Origin of the sequence: Oceanitalea stevensii (genome assembly GCF_014837105.1) — a bacterium.
In the GTDB taxonomy this organism is placed as follows: Bacteria; Actinomycetota; Actinomycetes; order Actinomycetales; family Actinomycetaceae; genus Oceanitalea; species Oceanitalea stevensii.
Map to the genome: position 1 here is coordinate 831,916 of NZ_JACSPO010000001.1, position 16,992 is coordinate 848,907.

Sequence of the window (16,992 nt, forward strand, 5' to 3'; positions counted from 1 at the left end):
TCAGACCCTCGTGTAGCGGCTCAGGGACACCAGCGAGCTGATGCCGGCGAGCAGGATGGCGGCGGCGACGAGGAGCGGCGCGATGAGCAGGACGTCGCCGGTGTCGACGAACTGCACCCACTGGAACTCCGTCGCCAGCCACCCCTCGACGAGGTAGCGCGCGGCGAGCCAGAGCCCGCCGACGGCGAGCGCCGCACCGGCGAGCGCGGCGAGCGCGCCCTCGAGCATGAAGGGCAGCTGGATGAAGAGGTTGGAGGCGCCCACGAGCCGCATGATCGACGTCTCACGCCGTCGGCTCATCGCCGACAGCCGGATCGTCGTCGTGATGAGGAGGACCGCGGTGACGATCATGACGCCGGCGAGGGCGACGGCGAGGAGCGTGGCGCGGTCGAGGATGAGGAAGAGCGGCTCGAGGAGCGCGCGCTGGTCGACGACGTCCTCGACACCGGGCCGGCCGGTGAGCTCGTCGGCGACCACCTGGTACTGCTCGGGGTCGACGAGCTTGATCCGGAAGGACACCTGCATCTGCTCGGGGGTGAGGGACTGCGTCCACACCGTGTCGGGCATCTGCTCCTGGAAGGCCGCGTAGGCCTCCTCCTTGGTCTCGAAGAAGACCTCGTCCACGTAGGGGGCGAGCGCCTCGGAGGCGAGGAGCCCCTCGATGTCCGCGAGCTGGTCGTCGCTCACCTCACCGGTGGCGCAGGTGGGCACCGCGGAGTCCTGCGGGCACATGAAGACGGAGACCTCGACGCGGTCGTACCAGTCGTCCTTCATGTTGCCGATCTGCATCTGCAGCAGCGCGGCGGCGCCGACGAAGACGAGGGAGATGAAGGTGACGAGGACGACGGAGATCGTCATCGACACGTTGCGCCGCAGCCCGGAGGCGAGCTGGGAGAGGACGAAGCGAAGTCTCATGGCCGCTACCTCGCCGCACCGTAGACGCCGCGGGACTGGTCGCGCACCGTCCGGCCGTCCTCGAGCTCGATGACGCGCTTGCGCATCTGGTCGACGATCTCGTCGTCGTGGGTGGCCATGACCACCGTCGTGCCGATCCGGTTGATCCGGTCGAGCAGCCGCATGATCCCGATCGACGTCGTCGGGTCGAGGTTGCCGGTGGGCTCGTCGGCCAGGAGGATCGCGGGCCGGTTGACGAAGGCGCGGGCGATGGCCACGCGCTGCTGCTCACCACCGGACAGCTCGTGCGGCATGCGCTTCTCCTTGCCCTCCAGGCCCACGGTCTCGAGGACCTCGGGGACCGTGGTGAGCACGTGGTGGCGCGGCTTGCCGATGACCTGCAGGGCGATGGCGACGTTGTCGAACACCGTCTTGTTCGGCAGCAGCCGGAAGTCCTGGAAGACCATGCCGATCTGGCGGCGCAGCTGGGGCACGCGCCACTGGGAGACCGTGGACAGGTCCCGGCCCAGGGCGAAGACCTGCCCCGAGGTGGCGCGCTCCTCGCGCAGGACGAGCCGCAGGAAGGTCGACTTCCCGGAGCCGGACTGGCCGACGAGGAAGACGAACTCGCCACGCTCGATCTCCAGGGTCACCTGGTCCAGCGCGGGTCGCGCGCCCCTGGCGTACACCTTGGAGACGTTCTCGAATCGAATCATGCTCTGTGGCCAGTCTCGGAAGTGGGGGAAGGCGGAACTCTGGCCTTGTCGAGAGTAGGCACGCGTCTCCCCCGCTCCGCCGCCGACACGCCGACGGCGCTGCCGCGGCCCCGCCGTGCACCGCCGGTCCACCGGCAGGCGCTACCGGCGGATGTACCCCCGGTCGGTGGCGGCCGCGACGGCGGCGGTCCGGGAGCCGACGCCCAGCTTGGTGTAGATGTGCGCCAGGTGTGACTTCACGGTCGCCGGGCTGAGGTAGAGCTCGGAGCCGACCTGCTGGTTGCTCAAGCCGCGCGCGACCAGCTGGAGGATCTCGACCTCCCGCGGACTGAGCGACTCAGCCCGGCTGCGCACCCGGTTCATCAGACGGGTGGCGATAGCCGGGGCCAGTGCGGACCTGCCGCCGGCAGCGGCCCGGACCGCGGCGGTCAGCTCCTCCGGCGGGGCGTCCTTGAGGAGGTACCCGGTCGCGCCCGCCTCCACCGCGGCGAGGATGTCGACGTCCGTCTCGTAGGTGGTGAGGACGAGAACTCGCGGACCCCCGGCACGTGCGGTGATGGCGGCAGTCGCCTCCGAGCCGTGCATGCCCCCGCCGAACTGGAGGTCCATGAGGACGACGTCGACGGACGTCGTCCCGCACAGCTTGACGGCCTCCTGCGCCGTGGCGGCCTCCGCGACGACGACAAGGTCCGGTTCGGTCTCGAGCACGGCCCGCAGACCCGCGCGCACCACAGGGTGGTCATCGGCGAGCAGCAGCCGGATGCGCGACGTGCTCACGGAGCCACCTCCTCGCGGGTGAGCGGCAGCCGGACGGCGACCACGGTTCCCCGCCCGGGCTCCGACTCGACCGTCAGTGTGCCGTGGAGCGCCTCCGCCCGGGCGCGCATCGTCATCAGGCCGAAGCCACCGTCCGCGGCTCGGTGGTCATCCTGCGCGTCGAAGCCCACGCCGTCGTCGGCGACCTCGAGGCGGACCTCGTGGCCGACGACGTCGAGCCTGAGGCGTGCGCGTGTCGCGGCGGCGTGCTGGACGACGTTCGCCAGTGCCGACTGCGCGACCCGCAGCAGCGCCACCTCGTGGCTCGTCGGCAGCTGGTCCAGTGCCGCGGCGGCGATGGCGGTGGGCACACCCGCCTCGGTCGTGGCGGCGGCCAGTCGCTCCAGCGCGGCCGGCAGCGCGCCTGCGTCGAGTCCTGGCGGCGTCTCGTCACGCACGAATCGTCGGGCCTCGGCAAGGTTGTCCATGGCTGCCTCCCGGGCGCGGACGACGTGGCCGGCCGCGACCGCCGGCCTGTCCGGCAGCGCCCGCTCCGCGGCGCGCAGCAGCAGCTGGATGCTCGACAAGCCCTGAGCGAGTGTGTCGTGGATCTCCCGGGCGAGGCGCTCGCGCTCGGTGAGCATGCCGGCGGCGCGCTCGGCAGCGGCCAGCTCGGCCCGGGTCTCGGTGAGCTCGAGGATGAGCCGCCGGCGAGCGTCGCTCTCGCGGTACAGCGCCTGGTAGCCGAGCACGGTCGCCACGGCCACCGCAGCACCTAGAACCGGGCCCACGACCATCGGCGCGGTGAGCGTGTGCTGGTGCCAGCCGAAGCCGGCAACGGCCGCGACAGTCGTCGCCGCGACGGCCAACAGCCCGGGTCGCAGGGGCAACAGATGCAGCTGGAGGAAGAAGAGCGGGAAGGCGAGCCACACCGCGTCGGCGGAGATCGTCAGGAGGACCAGCCAGCACACCGCGACGGCAGCGAGCCACAGCGCGGCCACCCGCGGCGAGCGACGCACCCGTGGCACCAGCGAGCCGACGCCGTAGACGGCGGCCATGACGCTCGCCGACGTGACCACGGCGCCGACACTCGGCACGTCCGACTGCCTGGTGACCGCACGCAGCACCGTGAGCCCGAGCATGGCGAGCACCAGCAGGTGCAGGCACCGGCGCAGCACCCGCAGCACGGGGGTCAGCGCGTCGGGGTTCACAGGACACCCAGCGTAGGCGCGGCTCCGTCCGGCGGCATCGGCCGAAAGGTGTAACGGCGCATCGGTCGGTCGGCCACCGGAACGCGGCCGAGCGCCCGATGCCCGACAGGGGACCTCGCCCGGAGGCTGGGACCAGCGCCGGGGAACCACCCGGGCACCAAGACGTGAGGAGGACCGATCGTGTTCCTGGCCTGGAGAGACCTGCGATTCGCCAAGGGGAGGTTCATGCTCATGGGGGCCGTTGTCGTGCTCATCACCGTGCTCGTCGGGCTGGTCTCCGGTCTGACGGCCGGGCTGGCACGGCAGAGCACCTCGGCGATCACCGCCCTGCCCGCCGACCACCTGGCCTTCGCCGCCCCGGCCGACGGCGAGGGCGTCGCCTTCACCGCCTCCAGTGTCGAGGAGCCCACCTGGCGGGCATGGGCCGCGCAACCCGGCGTCAGTCGGGCCGAGCCGCTCGCCATCACGACCACCCGGGCGCAGGCCGGGAAAGCCACCGCCAGCGTCTCGAGCTTCGGCGTGCTGCCGGGCTCCGGCCTTGCCCCGGCCGAGGTCACGGCCGGCACTGTCGTCCTGTCTACCGCCGCGGCCGAGGACCTGGACGCCGCAGCGGGTGACACGATCACGCTCGCGGGCACCGACCTCACCGTCGCCGCCGTGGCCGGGGACGACTCCTTCAGCCACACCCCCGTCGTGTGGGCGGCACTCGACGACGTCCAGCAGCCCGGCCACGGCGGCACGCCGGTGGCCACCGTGGTCGCGCTGACGACCACCGGCACAGCCGGCCTCGCCACGGCCGACGCCGAGCTCGGCACCGAGACCGTCAGCCGCGAGGACGCACTCAGCGCGATCGGCTCCTACACCTCGGAGAACGGCTCGCTGCAGCTCATGCGGGGCTTCCTGTTCGCCATCTCCGCGCTGGTGATCGGGGCGTTCTTCACGGTGTGGACCATCCAGCGCTCCGGGGACGTGGCGGTGCTCAAGGCGCTCGGCGCCTCGACGCGCTACCTGCTGGGCGACGCTCTCGGTCAGGCCGCGGTCCTGCTCGCCCTGGGCACCGGCCTGGGCACGGCGATCGTCGCCGGGATCGGCCTGGCGATCGGCGGCGCCGTGCCCTTCGTCCTCAGCGCGACGACGACGCTGCTGCCCGCCCTCGTCCTCATCGCCCTCGGTGTCCTGGGCGCCGGCCTCGCCGTGCGCCGGATCACCTCCGTCGACCCCCTGACCGCACTTGGGAGCGCCCGATGACCCTCGACCTGTCCCACATCACCCTCACCTACCCCGACGGCTCGTCGCGGCTGACCGCCCTCGACGACGTCACCGTGAGCGTCCCGGCCGGCACCGTGACCGCGCTCGTCGGCCCCTCGGGCTCCGGCAAGTCGAGCCTGCTGGCTGTCGCCGCCACGCTCATCATCCCCGACTCCGGGCGCGTCGTCGTCGCCGGCAACGACACCACACGCCTGAGCCGCGAGGAGCTGACCGACCTGCGCCGGACCAGCATCGGCACGATCTTCCAGCAGCCGAACCTGCTGCCGTCGCTGACGGCGGTCGAGCAGCTGCAGGTGGTCGCCCACCTCGCCGGGACGCCCGCCGCCTCGGCACGTGCCCGCGGGCTGGAGCTGCTCGACGCCGTCGGGCTGGCCGACCGCGCCGACCACCGACCGCACCAGCTGTCCGGGGGGCAGCGGCAGCGGGTGAACATCGCCCGGGCGCTGATGAACGAGCCTGCGGTGCTGCTGGTCGACGAGCCGACGAGCGCCCTGGACCACGAGCGCGGTGCGGCCGTGCTCGGCCTCCTCACCGCGCTCACGCGGGAACGGCGGACCGCGACGGTGCTCGTCACCCACGACCGGTCCCAGCTGGGCGGCGTGGACGCCGTCGTGGAGATCCACGACGGCGCGGTCACCGCACGCAGCGAGCTGGCCACGACGGGCTGAGCTCGCGAGCGCGGTGAGCTCAGGCGGCGTCGCCCTCGTGCTGCTTGCGCCAGCGGATGCCGGCCTCGATGAAGTCGTCGATCTCGCCGTCGAACACGGCCGAGGGGTTGCCCTGCTCATGCTCGGTGCGCAGGTCCTTGACCATCTGGTAGGGCTGCAGGACGTAGGAGCGCATCTGGTCGCCCCAGCTGGCCTTGACGTCGCCGGCGAGCGCCTTCTTCGCGGCGCTCTCCTCCTGCTGGCGCACGAGGAGCAGGCGGGACTGCAGGACGCGCAGCGCGGCCGCCCGGTTCTGGATCTGGGACTTCTCGTTCTGCATCGACACGACGATCCCGGTGGGGATGTGGGTCATGCGCACCGCGGAGTCGGTCGTGTTGACCGACTGGCCACCCGGGCCGGAGGAGCGGAACACGTCGACCTTGATCTCCGACTCGGGGATCTCGACGTGGTCGGTCTGCTCGATGAGCGGGATGACCTCGACGGCGGCGAAGGACGTCTGGCGCCGGCCCTGGTTGTCGAAGGGGGAGATCCGCACGAGGCGGTGGGTGCCGGCCTCGACGGAGAGGTGGCCGAAGGCGTAGGGCGCCTTGATCTCGAAGGTCACGCTCTTGAGTCCCGCCTCCTCGGCGTAGGACGTGTCGAGCACCTTGGCCGGGTAGCCGTGCCGCTCGGCCCAGCGCAGGTACATGCGCATGAGCATCTCAGCGAAGTCTGCGGCGTCGACGCCGCCGGCGCCCGCACGGATCGTCACGACGGCCTCACGCTGGTCGTACTCCCCGGACAGGAGCGTGCGGACCTCGAGGTCCTCGAGGTCCTTACGGACCGCGGCAAGCTCGGCCTCGGCGTCCTGGAGGAAGGCGTCGGCGTCCGCGCCGTCCTCCTCCTGGCCGAGCTCGACGAGCGCCTCGAGGTCCTCGATGCGCTGGCCCATCCGCTCGACCCGGTTGAGCTCGGCCTGGGCGTGGGAGAGCTGGCTCGTCACCGCCTGCGCGGCGTCCTGGTCGTCCCACAGGTCGGGGGCACCGGCCTTCTCGGAGAGCTCGGCGATCTGCGCGCGCAGGGCGACCGGGTCCGTCACCGCGCTGATCGCGCGGTAGGTGGAGCGCAGCTGCTGGATCTCGTTCGGGAAGTCGATGGCCACGGTCACCCAGGCTACGCGATGGCGCGCGCCCAGGAGGCACCGCTCCCGCTCAGCCGACGACGAGCCCCACGGCGAGGGCGATCATCACGACGCCGATGACGGCGTCGAGCACCCGCCAGGTGCCCGGGCGGCGCAGCGCGGGGGCCGCCGCGCGGGCGCCCACGCCGAGGGCGGTGAACCAGGTGACGCTGCCGACGACGGCCCCGGCCGCGAACCACCACCGCCCCACCTCGCCGTGCTGGTTCCCGATCGAGCCGAGCAGGAGGACGGTGTCGAGGTACACGTGCGGGTTGAGGTAGGTGAGCGCGAGGGCGGTGAGGGCCACCTGGCGGCGGGTGGCCGGGCCGGCCTCGCGCGCCTCGAGCGCCTGCGGGCGGCGGGCGTCGCGCAGCGAGCGCAGCCCGTAGGCGGCGAGGTAGGCCGCGCCGGCCCACCGCAGCACCGTGAGGAGCACCGGGGTGCCGGCGACGACCGAGCCCACGCCGCTGACCCCGACGGTGATGAGCAGCGCGTCGGACAGCGCGCAGATGGCGACGACGAGGCCGACGTGGCTGCGGGTCAGGCCCTGGCGCAGGACGAAGGCGTTCTGCGCGCCGATGGCGACGATGAGGGACAGACCCGTGAGGAGTCCGGCGAGGAGGGGCGTCACGAGGACGAGGCTAGGAGCGGTCGGTCCTGAAGCCAAACAACAGTTTCTGCTGCCGCATTAGCATTGCTTCATGCACCTGCGCCCGGAGCAGCTCGCGGCGCTCGTCGCCATCGTCGACGAGGGCAGCTTCGATGCCGCCGCCCACCACCTGTCCGTCACGCCGTCCGCGGTCAGCCAGCGCATCCGCGCGCTCGAGAGCCAGGTCGGGCAGGTTCTCCTCCTGCGCACGACGCCGAGCCGCGTCACGGAGGCCGGCGCCGCCGTCCTCCGCACTGCCCGGCAGCAGCAGCTCCTGGAACGCGAGCTGCGTGCCGAGCTGTCCGCCACCGGTGGAGCGGGGACGGCGCCCCTCCCCGTGGCGGTCAACGCCGACTCCCTCGCCACCTGGTTCGTGCGGGTCCTCGCCGAGTGCGCCTCGTGGCCCGACGTCAGCCTGCGGCTCCACGTCGAGGACCAGGGCCACTCCGCCACCCTGCTCCGCACCGGGGCCGTCCTCGGTGCGGTGACCTCGGAGCCCGTCGCGGTGCAGGGCTGTGCGGTCGAGCCCCTCGGCACGATGCGCTACGTTCCCGTGGCCGCGCCGGAGCTGGCCGCGCGGTGGACACGCGGTCGCGCCGTCGAGTGGGCGGGCATGCCCGTCGTGCGGTTCAACGCCAAGGACGACCTCCAGCAGCGGGTGCTCGCGGCCCGTGGCGTCGCGGCATCACCCCCGACGCACGTCGTCCCGTCCTCGGAGGGCTTCCTCGCGGCCGTCCGTGCCGGGCTCGGCTGGGGTGTCGTGCCGGAGGAGCAGCTGGGGGACGACGTCGAGCGCGGACGCCTGGTCCGCCTCCCCGGGCGCGACCGGGTCGACGTCCCGCTGTACTGGCAGCGCTGGCGCCTGCGCTCGGAGCGGATCGACAGGGTCACCGCCGCGGTCCGCTCGGCGGCCGCGACCCTCCACCCCTGAGCAGGTCCGCCGCTCAGAAGGTGTAGGCGATGACGACCATCGCGATGAGGACGACGGCGATGACGGCCGTCGTCACCCGCCACCACAGGGGCTGGACGGGCCGGTGCCGGTCGCCGTCGTCACGGAGCTCCGGGGGCAGGTCGCTCATCGCCGTTCCTTCCGTCGGTAGGCGGGGGTCCCGATGGCCAGCACGATGAAGGCCAGCACCATGACCCCGATGATCACCGTAGCCATCGCGACGGCGTCCTCGCCGAGGACGCCGACGAGCGGGCTCACGACGCCGGCGAGACCGGCCTGGGCGGCACCGATGAGCGCGGCCGCGGAGCCTGCCCGCTCGCCGTGGCGGCTGAGCGCGAGGGCGCTCGCGTTGGGCGGCACCACGGAGTTGACGGCGAGGAGCAGCCAGAGCGGGACGACGATCCCCACGAGCCCCGCGATGTCGCGGAAGGCGATGACGTAGAGGACGACGGCGAGCACGAGCGCGATCGGCACCGCCACCCGCATGATGTGGAGCGGGTCGAAGCGCTGGACGATCGCGGCGTTGACCTGCGCGCCCAGGACGAGGCCGATGCCGTTGAGGGCGAAGAGGAGCGCGAACTGGGTCTCCCCCAGTCCGTACTGCTCCTGGAAGACGAAGGGCGAGCCGGCGACGTAGCTCATGAGCGCGCCCAGACCCAGGCCCGGGAGGATCGCGAGCGCGACGAACTGCCGGTCGCGCAGCAGCACCCGGTAGCCGCGCAGCGCCCCGCCGACCCCCTCGCTGCGACGTCGCTCCGGGGGCAGCGACTCGGGCAGGAAGCGCCACATGAAGAGCATGAGAGCCACGCCCAGCGCGGCGAGCACCCCGAAGACGGCACGCCAGCCGGCGATGTCGGCGACGAGGCTGCCGGCCGTCGGGGCGAGGAGGGGCGCGATGCCGATGACGAGCATGAGCCGGGAGAGGATCGCCGAGGCGGTCGCCCCGCTGTAGCGGTCGCGGATGACCGCCATCGCCGTCGTCGTCGCGGCCGCGTTGCCGATGCCCTGGATGACGCGCAGGACGAGCAGCGGGACGATCCCGGCCGCGAAGATGCACAGCACCGAGGCGATGACGTGGAGCAGGACGCCGACCATGGCGGGGCGGCGCCGGCCGAAGCGGTCGGACAGCGGGCCGGCGATGAGCTGGCCCACCGCACCGCCGATGAGGACGCCGGTGATGGTGCCCTGGACGAGGGCGGGCGTCGTGTCGAGCTCGGTCGCCACCACGGGCAGCGACGGGAGGTACATGTCGGTGGTGACCGCGGGCAGCGCGGCCATGACGCCGACGAGGAGGATGAACTTCGCACTGGGCCGCGGGGACCGCGGGGCGAGGTTGGTCACCGGTCAATGGTGCACCACCGCCGGGGCTCGCCCCTGTCCGGGTCGGCCCCGGCGGTGTGACTCCTGACTCAGTCGTCCGAGACGGTCACGGTGACGTCGATGTTGCCCCGGGTGGCGTGGGAGTAGGGGCAGACCTCGTGGGCCTTGTCGGCGAGCTGCTGGGCCTGCTCGTGCGGCACGTCCGGGAGCACGACCTCGAGGGTGACGGCGAGGCCGAAGCCGCCGTCCTCGCGCTTGCCGATGTCGACGCGCCCGCCCACGGTCGAGCCCTGGACGTCGACCCCGGCCTGGCGGGCGACGCCCTGCAGCGCGGAGTGGAAGCAGGCGGCGAAGCCCGCGGCGAAGAGGAGCTCGGGGTTGGCGCCGTTCCCGGAGCCGCCCATCTCCGTGGGGACGGCCATGTCGAGGTCGAGCCGGCCGTCGGGGGTGCTCACGTGGCCGTCGCGGCCCGCGCCGGTGGACAGTGCTTCAGCGGTGTAGATGGCTTCCATCGCCCCACCATCGGTCAGCGGCGGCCGGCGCGCACTCCGGTGGACCGGTCGCCCGTCAGCTCGGCGAGCGCCGAGCCGAGCCGGCGCTCGATCTCCTCCTCCGTCAGCCGCCCGGCCTCCAGGGTGCGGTCGGCCCCGACGTAGTAGAACGCCGCGCCGATCTCCTCCAGCGGCCGGCCGGTCCGCCGCGACCAGGCGAGGCGGTAGAGGGCGAGCTGGAGCTCGCGGGCCGCGAGGGTGTGGGCGTCCCGGGGCGGCGCACCGGTCTTCCAGTCCACGACCTGCAGACCCTGCTCGTCGTCGAAGACGGCGTCGATCCGGCAGCGGACCACCGTGCCGGCCACCGCCGTCTCGAGGTCGACCTCCACCGCGACGGGGCGGCGGGTGGCCCACGCCGAGGTGGTGAAGGTGCGCTTGAGCGCCTCGAGGTCCGGGGCGGCGCCCGCCCGCGGCTCCCCGGGCTCCTCGGCGCCGAGGAGGGCGTCGGCCCCCTCGACGTCGAGCAGGCTGGGCGCGCCGTAGTACTCCTCGACCCAGGCGTGGAAGAGGTTGCCGACGCTGGCGTGCTCGCTCGGTGCGCTCGGCATGGGCCGGCGGCGCTCCAGGGCGAAGGCGTGCGGGTCCTGGGCGAGCCCGACGACCCCGGAGGCGGACAGGTGCGTGCCGAGGGAGACCTCCAGCCCGGCGGCGCGGGACTCCTCGCGCTCGCGGAGGAGCAGCTCGGCGTCGCGCGCCCAGCGGGCGACGTCGGCCGAGCGCTCCGCGGGGAGCCCGGTGGCGGTGCGGACGGCGACGGCGGCGGCCTCGAGGCGCTCGCGCCGCTCGCCGAGCGGGTCGAGGGGCCACGTCGCGGCCACCACGCGCTCGAGGCTCGGGTTGACGGCGTCCTCGGCCGGCTCCGCGGCCCAGCCGAGCGGTGCCTCCTCGACGAGCCCGGCGTCCCGCGGCTCGGTGAGGAAGCGGGAGGGCGGCAGCGGCGTCTTGCCGGTGCGGAACCACGAGCCGGTGAGCAGCAGGGTGTGCCGGGCCCGGGTGACGGCGACGTACGCGAGGCGCCGCTCCTCGCCCACGGCGTGCCGGCCACCGTCGCGCCGGAGCTGGACGAGGGCGTCGCGGACGTCGGCGTGGGTGGGCGCCGGGGGGATGTCGAGGGCGGGCAGGCTCTCGGCGTCGCCGCGCAGCGGGTAGGGCAGCGCGGTGCGGTCGGTGAGCCAGCCGGCGGAGCTGACCGCGCCGTCGGCCGACGGGCGCCCCTTGTAGCTGGGGAACTGGGACTCCACCATGCCCGGCACGGCGACGACGTCCCACTCCAGGCCCTTGGCGGCGTGGACGGTGAGCACCTGGACGGCTCCGGGCTCGGGGTCCGCGTCGACCGGCTCGAGGCCGCGCTCGCGCTCCTCTGCGGCGTCGAGCCAGCCGAGGAAGGTGCCCAGGCCCCCTCCCCCGGTGTCCGCGGCGAAGGAGGCGGCGACGTCGACGAAGGCGTCGAGGTTGCCCCGGGCGTGCGCGGGCACGCGGCCGGCGCGCGCGGCGACCTCGATGTCCAGGCCCATGAGCGTGATCGTGTGCGCGACGACCTCGGGCAGGGAGAGGTAGCTGAGCGAGCGGACCTGGCGCAGGAGGTCGCCCAGGCGACGAACGCGCCGCAGCCCGTCGGTGGTCATCGCGGCGCCCGACGGCGCCCGCCACCCCGGGGCGGGGGGCTCGTCGACGGCCTCGACGACGCTCGCCTCCCCCTTGGCGCCGGTGGCCGCTGCGAGGGAGCGTGCCCAGGCGCCGAGGACGTGGAGGTCGGCGGCGCCGAGCCCGGCGCCGGTGAGCAGCCGCATGGCGGAGTCGCCGCGCGAGGCGTCGTGGGCGGCCTCGAGGGCGGCGCGGACGTCGACAACCTCCGGCGCGGCGAGCAGCCCGCCGAGGCCGAGGACCTCGACCGGGACGCCGCGGGCGCGCAGCGCCTCGACGACGCCGGTGAACTGGGAGCGGGTGCGGCACAGCACGGCGGCCGTCTGCTCCGGGGCCCAGCGCTCGACGAAGAAGTCGGCGATGCCGGCGACCTCGTCCTCCACCGACTCGGCGTAGCCGGCGAGCACCCGCCCCTCCCCCGCTCCCGGGCGGGCGACGAGCTCGGGCACCTCCACGGGGGCCGGGCCGGAGTCCTCCGGCAGCCGCAGCGGCCCGGACACCCGGTTGGCGACCGCGAGGATGCGGGCGTCGTTGCGCCACGAGGTCCGCAGGTAGCGGGTGGGGGTGTGCTCCTGTCCCGCGCGGCCCAGGCTGGGGAACTGCGCCGGGAAGTCGGCGAGCGCCGCGGCGGCGGCCCCTCGCCAGCCGTAGATCGCCTGGTTCGGGTCACCGACGGCGGTGACTGCGTGACCGCCGCCGAAGACCGAGGACAGCAGCCGCAGCTGGGCCACCGAGGTGTCCTGGTACTCGTCGAGCAGGACGAGGGGGTACTGCTCGCGCAGCGCCTGCCCGACGGCGGGCACGGTCTCGGCGATCCGTGCCGCCATGGCCACCTGGTCGGCGAAGTCCATGACGCCGTGCTCCCGCTTGGCCCGGGCGTAGGCGTCGACGAGGTCGAGGACCGCCAGCCGCTCGCGCAGGGAGGCGACGGTCTTGCGGGTGTCGGCGTAGGGCTCCTTCGTCCGGCCGGACGGCGTCGCGTCGGTGAGCGAGCCGGCGAGCTGCTCGAGCTGCTCGCGGGCGTCGTCGGTGGACAGGAGGTGCTCGGCGAGCGCCCCGGACAGGGAGAGCACCGCCTCGGTGACGGAGCCGGGCGTGGCGTCGACGTCGAGGGCCTCGTGCCAGCCCTGGACGACGCCGTCGGCGAGCTGCCAGGCGCCGGCCTCGGTGACGAGCCGGGCGTCGGGGTCCATGCCGATGCGGAGCGCGTGCTCCTTGGCGATGTCCGCGGCGAAGGAGTTGTAGGTGGCGATGGTGGGGCGGTCGACGTCCATGCGGGCGTCGTCGACGGCGAGCAGACCCGCGCGCCGCAGCTGGCGCAGGCGCAGCCGGACGCGGTCGGAGAGCTCGGCGGCGGCCTTGCGGGTGAAGGTGAGGCCGAGGACCTCGTCGGCGCGCACCTGCCCGTTCGCGACGAGGTAGACGACGCGCGCGGACATCGTCTCGGTCTTGCCCGACCCGGCGCCGGCGACGACGAGCTGCGGCGCGAGCGGCGCCTCGATGACGGCCTGCTGCTCCTCGGTGGGCACGTGCTGGCCGAGCGCGCGGGCGATGTCCGCGGGGCTGTGCCGGACGGGGGTGAGGATCTCGGTCACTGGGTCACCTGTCGTCCCTCGCTCTGGACCGGGCAGCTGCGCCGCACCGGGCAGTGGCTGCAGCCGGGGTTGACGCGTGCCTCGAAGGACGCCCCGGCCATGGTGTCGGCGACCCGGGCGACGAGCGTGTGCGCCCAGGCGGGGTCCTCCGCGTCCCGTGGCGGGACCTGGCGCCGCTCGGTGGCACCGGCCTTGCCCGTGCCGAGGTAGACGAGCCGCGCCCCGGCCGACTCGCCGGCACCGGGGAGCCCCCCGGCCTCGACGGCGACCTGGTAGGTGGCCAGCTGCGCGTTGGTGCGGGCCTCCTCCTCGCTCACCGGGTTCTTGGAGGTCTTGAGGTCGACGACACGGACGACCTCGCCGTCGCCGTCGCCGTCCGGGCCGAGGCGCTCGACGCGGTCGATGCGCCCGACCAGCCGGGCCCGCCCGACGTCCGCGGTGAAGGCGGTCTCGACGTCGACCTCCCCCGGGACCCCGGCCACGTAGTGCGCCAGGCGCTCGACCATGAGCGCGGCCTCCGCCCGCGAGCGCCGCCCCACCCAGCCCTCACCCAGGCCGAGGGAGGACCAGCGGGCCTCGAGCGCCGCACGCAGCTCCTCGAGGGTCCCGTGGGGGTGCTCGGCGGCGATGTCGTGGACGAGGTTGCCCAGCGACTGGTCCAGGGAGTCCTCCCGCCGGCCGCCCGCGGCCTGCAGGGCCCAGCGCAGCGGGCAGCGGTCGGCGGTCTCGACGGTGGAGGGGGTGACGGGCACCTGCTGGTCGGGGCCGTGGAGCGGCGCGGTGCTGCTCGCCGTCGCCAGGCCGTGCCACTCCTCGGGGTCCGCGCCGGGCACCTCCTGCGCGGCGAGGTGGGCGAGGAGCGCGGCCGCCGCCTCGTACCGGTCGGGCCGGCCGGCGCCGCGCGCCCGGGCGAGGAGCTCGGAGTCGAGGGCGGCGCGCAGCTCGGCGACGAGCCCGCGCAGGTCGAGGGCGGGCGGCACGGGGCCGGCGGCCTCCTCCGCGGAGTCGGCGCCGAGGAGCTCGAGGAAGGAGGAGGGGCGGTCGTCGAGGTCGAGGACGGCGGTGGCGACGAGCCGGCGGGTGGCCCGCGAGACGGCGACGGCGAGCATGCGCAGCTCGTCGTCGAGGACGTCCCGGCGCGCCTGGCTGCGCGCCACGGGCGTGCCCGGCTCACGCCGGCCGGAGGCGATGTCGGCGAGCTCACCCGCCCCGAGCAGCGTGTCGCGCAGGCGGAGGTCGGGCCACACGTCCTCCTGGAGCCCGGCGAGGACGACGACCTCCCACTGCCCGCCCCCGGTGCCGGCCGGGGTGAAGATCGAGACCGTCTCGCGGCGCTGGCCCTGGGCGGCGAGGGTGTCGGCGGCGATGTCCTGGGCGAGCACCTCGGCGACGAAGCCGGCGGGCCCCGCCCCGGCGTGCCGCTCGTCGAACTGCTCGGCGGCGCGGAAGAGCGCCATGAGGGCGTCGAGGTCGGCGTCGGCACGCTCCCCGGTGGCGCCCCCGGCGAGGGCGCGCCGGCGCCACGGCTCGGCGAGCCCGGCGGCGTCCCACAGCGCCCACAGCACCTCGGTGGCACCGCCGCCGCGCTCGTGGGCCGCGCGCCCGGCCGCCAGCACCCGGCTCACGCGGACCGGGCCGGCGCGGTGCGGCCCGGGCAGGGTGGCGGCGCGCACCGGCTCGGCGAGCACCTCGAGGAGGAGCTCGTCGGTGGCGGCCCGCACCGCGACCGGGGCGCTGCCCTCGGGCAGCTCGGCCGCGACCGCGCCGCGCAGCGCGCGCCGCAGGCCGCGCAGCGACACCGAGTCCATCCCCCCGAGCGGGGAGCACAGGAGCGCGACCGCGGCCTCGGCGTCCAGCGTGCCGGTGACCGCGCGCAGCGCGGTGAGGAGGGGACGCACGGCGGGCTCCTCGCGCAGCGCCTGCCGCGCGCCCTCCTGCGCGACCGGGACCCCGGCCTCGCGCAGCTGGCGGCGCAGCCCGGCGACCTGGCCCGTGGAGCGCACGACGACGACCATCTGCGACCACGGCGTGCCGTGGTGCAGGTGCTCCTCACGCAGCCGCCGGGCGACGTGCGCCGCCTGCTGGCTGGGGCTGCGCAGGACGGCCGTCTCGACGCCGCGGGGCGGCTCGTCCGGGCGCGGCTCGGGCTCGCGGACCTCGGCGTGCGGGGCGCTGCGGTGGCGCGCGCCGCCGACGACGGAGATCTCGCTCGTCACCCGCCGCGTGACCTCCCGCAGCGCGGGCGTGCCGCGCCACACCGTGCCGAGGACCTCCCGCTCGGCGTCGAAGCCACCGATCGCCTCGCGCGTGACGGCCCGGCCCACGAGCGCCGGCGTCCCGCCACGGAAGCCCTGGACACCGGCGTCCGGGTCACCGAGCAGGACGAGCTCGGCGCCGTCGTCGGCCAGGGCGTGGAGCAGGCGCGCCGTGGCGAGCGTGGCGTCCTGGTAGTCGTCCACGACGACGGTGCCCCAGCGCGGCGGGGCGAGGTCGGGCAGGTCCTCGCGCCAGGTGCGCAGGGCGTGGGTGGCGACGTCGACGACGGCGGCGACGTCGTAGCGGGCGCCGCGGTCCGCGGGGGTCTCCCCGAGCACCGTGACGTCCGTGTACTCCCCGAGGACGACGGCGGCCGACTCCCACTCCGGCCGGCCGGCGCGGCGCCCGAGCTCCGCGAGCTCGTCGGGGCTCAGGCCCAGCTCGACGGCGCGGGTGAGGAGGTCGCGCAGCTGGTTGCGGAAGGCGGGCTGGGCGCGGGTCTCCGGCCCGATCCCGGCGGGCCAGCGCGGGTCGCGGCCCAGGCCGTCGGCGTGCCCGGCGAGCAGCTCGGCGAGGGCGGCGTCCTGCTGCGGGCCGGTGACGAGGGTGGGTGGCGGCTGGCGCAGCGCCGTGGCGCGCGCGTGGACGACGGCGTAGGCGAAGGAGGCGACCGAGCGGACCAGGCCGCGGGTGCTGCCGCCCTCCCCGAGGAGCCGGGTGCCGACGGCGTCGCGGACGCGGTCGGCGGCGCGCCGCGACGGGGCGAGGAAGAGGGCGGGGCTGCTCAGCGGGTGGCTGCCCAGCGCGGCGGAGGACCCGGCGCGGGCGAGGAAGGTCTCCACCGCCGTCGTCGTCTTCCCGCTGCCGGGGGCGCCGACGACGAGGAGGTGCCCGGCACCGGCCGGCCGCGTCACCACGCGGACCTGGTCGGCGTCCAGGTCCACCGTGGCGCGCGCCGCCGGGACGCTGAGCCGGACCGCCATCTGTGTCACGCGTCGATGGAACCACGGGCCACCGACATCGGGGGTCACGCCGTGGGCGAACCCGGTCGGCCGGCCAGGTCCCACCCGCCTACGATGGGTCGACACCCTGTCAGCCGCGGCCCCCGCCGCCCCAGCAAGGAGCAGACACCTTGGAGATCACCATCGGCGTGCGTGACGTCGCCCGCGAGATCACGATCGATTCCCCGCTGTCCGCGGAGGAGCTGCGAGGGGTCGTCAAGGCGGCGCTGGACGCGGGCACCACCCTCGAGCTCACCGACGAGAACGGTGCCCAGGTGCTCGTGCCCGGTGGCGCGCTCGGCTACGTCCGCTTCGGCTCGGAGAAGGCCCGCCGCGTCGGCTTCGGGGTCTGAC

The 16,992-nt window shown here is 74.8% G+C and carries 15 protein-coding genes; 4 read left to right on the forward strand and 11 right to left on the reverse strand.

Annotated elements, in window-relative coordinates; all coding sequences use genetic code 11:
• The 4 genes from ftsX to H9624_RS03865 all read right to left on the reverse strand — a co-directional run bounded on the left by ftsX (position 1) and on the right by H9624_RS03865 (position 3,577).
• Positions 1-915, reverse strand: a complete 915-nt coding sequence (gene ftsX, locus H9624_RS03850; protein ID WP_251838561.1) for a permease-like cell division protein FtsX — start codon at positions 913-915, stop codon at positions 1-3.
• 5 nt (positions 916-920) lie between these two features.
• A complete protein-coding gene (gene ftsE, locus H9624_RS03855; protein ID WP_251838562.1) occupies positions 921-1,610 on the reverse strand; it encodes a cell division ATP-binding protein FtsE in 690 nt (229 codons plus the stop codon).
• A gap of 141 nt (positions 1,611-1,751) precedes the next feature.
• Complete coding sequence (locus H9624_RS03860; RefSeq protein ID WP_251838563.1) at positions 1,752-2,387, reverse strand: response regulator; 636 nt, start codon at positions 2,385-2,387, stop codon at positions 1,752-1,754.
• The gene (locus H9624_RS03865) at positions 2,384-3,577 is read right to left on the reverse strand and encodes a sensor histidine kinase (RefSeq protein ID WP_251838564.1); all 1,194 of its coding nucleotides are present in this window, start codon (positions 3,575-3,577) and stop codon (positions 2,384-2,386) included. The genes H9624_RS03860 and H9624_RS03865 overlap by 4 nt, the downstream gene beginning before the upstream one ends.
• Positions 3,578-3,757: 180 nt before the next feature.
• On the opposite strand from H9624_RS03865, the gene H9624_RS03870 reads away from it, so the two are divergent.
• Complete coding sequence (locus H9624_RS03870; RefSeq protein ID WP_251838565.1) at positions 3,758-4,825, forward strand: ABC transporter permease; 1,068 nt, start codon at positions 3,758-3,760, stop codon at positions 4,823-4,825.
• Entirely contained in the window at positions 4,822-5,514 is a 693-nt protein-coding gene (locus H9624_RS03875; protein WP_251838566.1) for an ABC transporter ATP-binding protein, read from the forward strand. The genes H9624_RS03870 and H9624_RS03875 overlap by 4 nt, the downstream gene beginning before the upstream one ends.
• Before the next feature lie 19 nt (positions 5,515-5,533).
• Here the strand turns inward: H9624_RS03875 and prfB are convergent, their stop codons facing one another.
• On the reverse strand, positions 5,534-6,655 hold the full coding sequence (gene prfB, locus H9624_RS03880; RefSeq protein WP_251838567.1) for a peptide chain release factor 2: 1,122 nt from the start codon (positions 6,653-6,655) through the stop codon (positions 5,534-5,536).
• Between the two features lie 49 nt (positions 6,656-6,704).
• Positions 6,705-7,304, reverse strand: a complete 600-nt coding sequence (locus H9624_RS03885) for a LysE/ArgO family amino acid transporter (RefSeq protein ID WP_251838568.1) — start codon at positions 7,302-7,304, stop codon at positions 6,705-6,707.
• A gap of 70 nt (positions 7,305-7,374) precedes the next feature.
• Between H9624_RS03885 and H9624_RS03890 the strand changes: the two genes are divergently transcribed.
• Positions 7,375-8,253 carry a LysR family transcriptional regulator ArgP gene (locus H9624_RS03890; RefSeq protein WP_307784920.1) on the forward strand — a complete coding sequence of 293 codons (879 nt, stop codon included), beginning with the start codon at positions 7,375-7,377 and terminating at the stop codon, positions 8,251-8,253.
• Positions 8,254-8,266: 13 nt separating this feature from the next.
• Here H9624_RS03890 and H9624_RS16395 read toward each other — a convergent pair whose 3' ends face one another.
• From H9624_RS16395 to H9624_RS03910, 5 genes are all read right to left on the reverse strand, one after another.
• Positions 8,267-8,401: a hypothetical protein gene (locus tag H9624_RS16395; protein WP_286010672.1), complete on the reverse strand. Its 135-nt coding sequence runs from the start codon at positions 8,399-8,401 to the stop codon at positions 8,267-8,269.
• On the reverse strand, positions 8,398-9,612 hold the full coding sequence (locus H9624_RS03895) for a multidrug effflux MFS transporter (RefSeq protein WP_251838569.1): 1,215 nt from the start codon (positions 9,610-9,612) through the stop codon (positions 8,398-8,400). Before H9624_RS03895 ends, H9624_RS16395 begins: the two co-directional genes overlap by 4 nt.
• A 68-nt stretch (positions 9,613-9,680) precedes the next feature.
• Complete coding sequence (locus H9624_RS03900; protein WP_251838570.1) at positions 9,681-10,103, reverse strand: organic hydroperoxide resistance protein; 423 nt, start codon at positions 10,101-10,103, stop codon at positions 9,681-9,683.
• Between the two features lie 14 nt (positions 10,104-10,117).
• Positions 10,118-13,381 carry an ATP-dependent helicase gene (locus tag H9624_RS03905; protein WP_251838571.1) on the reverse strand — a complete coding sequence of 1,088 codons (3,264 nt, stop codon included), beginning with the start codon at positions 13,379-13,381 and terminating at the stop codon, positions 10,118-10,120.
• Positions 13,378-16,620 carry an ATP-dependent DNA helicase gene (locus tag H9624_RS03910; RefSeq protein WP_251838996.1) on the reverse strand — a complete coding sequence of 1,081 codons (3,243 nt, stop codon included), beginning with the start codon at positions 16,618-16,620 and terminating at the stop codon, positions 13,378-13,380. Before H9624_RS03910 ends, H9624_RS03905 begins: the two co-directional genes overlap by 4 nt.
• A gap of 149 nt (positions 16,621-16,769) precedes the next feature.
• Here H9624_RS03910 and H9624_RS03915 point away from each other — a divergent pair, with 149 nt between their 5' ends.
• Entirely contained in the window at positions 16,770-16,991 is a 222-nt protein-coding gene (locus H9624_RS03915; protein ID WP_251838572.1) for a DUF3107 domain-containing protein, read from the forward strand.
• Position 16,992: the final 1 nt, after the last annotated feature.